The sequence below is a fragment of the Sporosarcina ureae DSM 2281 genome (genome assembly GCF_000425545.1).
Lineage (GTDB): Bacteria > Bacillota > Bacilli > Bacillales_A > Planococcaceae > Sporosarcina > Sporosarcina ureae.
On sequence record NZ_AUDQ01000036.1, the window covers coordinates 1 to 1,494 of the forward strand.

At 40.4% G+C, this 1,494-nt stretch carries 1 protein-coding gene; it reads right to left on the bottom strand.

Translation table 11 applies throughout. The features are described 5' to 3' along the window. Window positions 1–50 precede the first annotated feature (50 nt). Window positions 51–1,494: Mu transposase domain-containing protein (locus H605_RS18255; protein ID WP_037562344.1), on the bottom strand; the 1,444-nt coding region annotated here is incomplete at its 5' end.

Below are 1,494 nucleotides of genomic sequence, written 5' to 3' on the forward strand. Positions count from 1 at the left end.
GAGCCGAAGGGCTCTACATTTATCCTGTAAGGATTCGTAAGGATGTTTCATCATGAATCACCTCCTTGAAGAACGCGAAGATAAATATCTTCCTTTCGTTCAGGAGCGATCAGGTTCATATACTTTTCATTTAATTGAGTTTCTTCCTTGATCGTATTCATTTTGCTTTGAAGCTCTAGTGAAAACGCGATATCCCGCAGGTCATTAGCGCTGGTGAGCTTCAAACGTCTCATTTCTTGAACGGCCTCTTCTATATAGTCGGGATACTTAAGACCGACAGACAGGACAATCTGCAGTTGATCAAGTAAGTGACGCGGATAGCGCTCAGTCAGCTGTTCGATCAACCACTTGGCAGAACTAGAATTCGCTAGTAATTGCTCCACTTCATGAATAAGCTTATTACGTTTTGTGTGGCTGTTTTTTCTGTGGGAAGGATCTGAAATAATTTGCCCCTTCCCTTGAAAAATTTTATGCCTCGCAAGCACTTGCCCATCTTGCTGAAGACGGATTATAAGATGTCCATCCGATGTATCGACATAAGCAATATTCGGAGCGTCTTTCCGGTATGTACCGACAGGTACGCTGTATCGATTGCCGTTAAAGCGTATGACGTTGTCTTTGTGTATTTGTCTTGTTATACTGGCAGTATAGATATCTTCAAAAATATAAGTCCCTGAGACCTGCGTTAGGTATTCCTTTTCCAGAGTATATACCTCAACGGGTCTCTTTTTTGTATTGTGATGAACTTTATAGTTCCCAGTCCGTTCAAGCCACTTCATACATGATTGCTGCCAATTAGCCAGGTTGTCAAAAGTACGGTTTTTTGCGAAATTATGCTTTACATATTTGACTACTTGCTCAATTTTCCCTTTAGATTCTGGATCTGCTTTTCGACAGAGGTAGATTTTGAATTTCCTTTTTTGATGATACTTTGTAAATTCAGCTGTAAGAATAAGATCTCCTGCATTTTCACTAACGGCCAATAAATGATCCTGATCATAGACAATTTCCTCAGTCATCCCCTTAAAATAATCAAAAGCGTTCTCATGCATCCTGATTAAATCGGTTGTCCTGAAAGGCCGGTCTAACCACTCTACGTATTTATAGCGTGAATGGGCGAGGACAAATGCAATAAAGTACAGTTTTTTATATTTCCCATCCGTAGTTAGCTGTCTGGTCTCTCCAAAATCCATCTGGATTTGCTTTCCTTTGGGCATTTCAGGAACTGCCATGTAGCTTCTTTCCACATTGGACTTCGGTAGACAATGCAACTCTCGAAGTTCATTAACAAAATTCCGGACGGTTCCTTCTGTCACGGAGTTCACTTCTAACTTCTCCTGCAACCAATCAAATATCTGTGCTCCGGAAAGATCCGGATGCTCCTTTAACCATTCAAGTATTTGATCTCGATAGGGATCTAACTTCTTACTTCTAGTCTGTAAAGACAATGTGAATTTGAAGAATTCATCTGGTTTCATTTTCCCATAATCAATC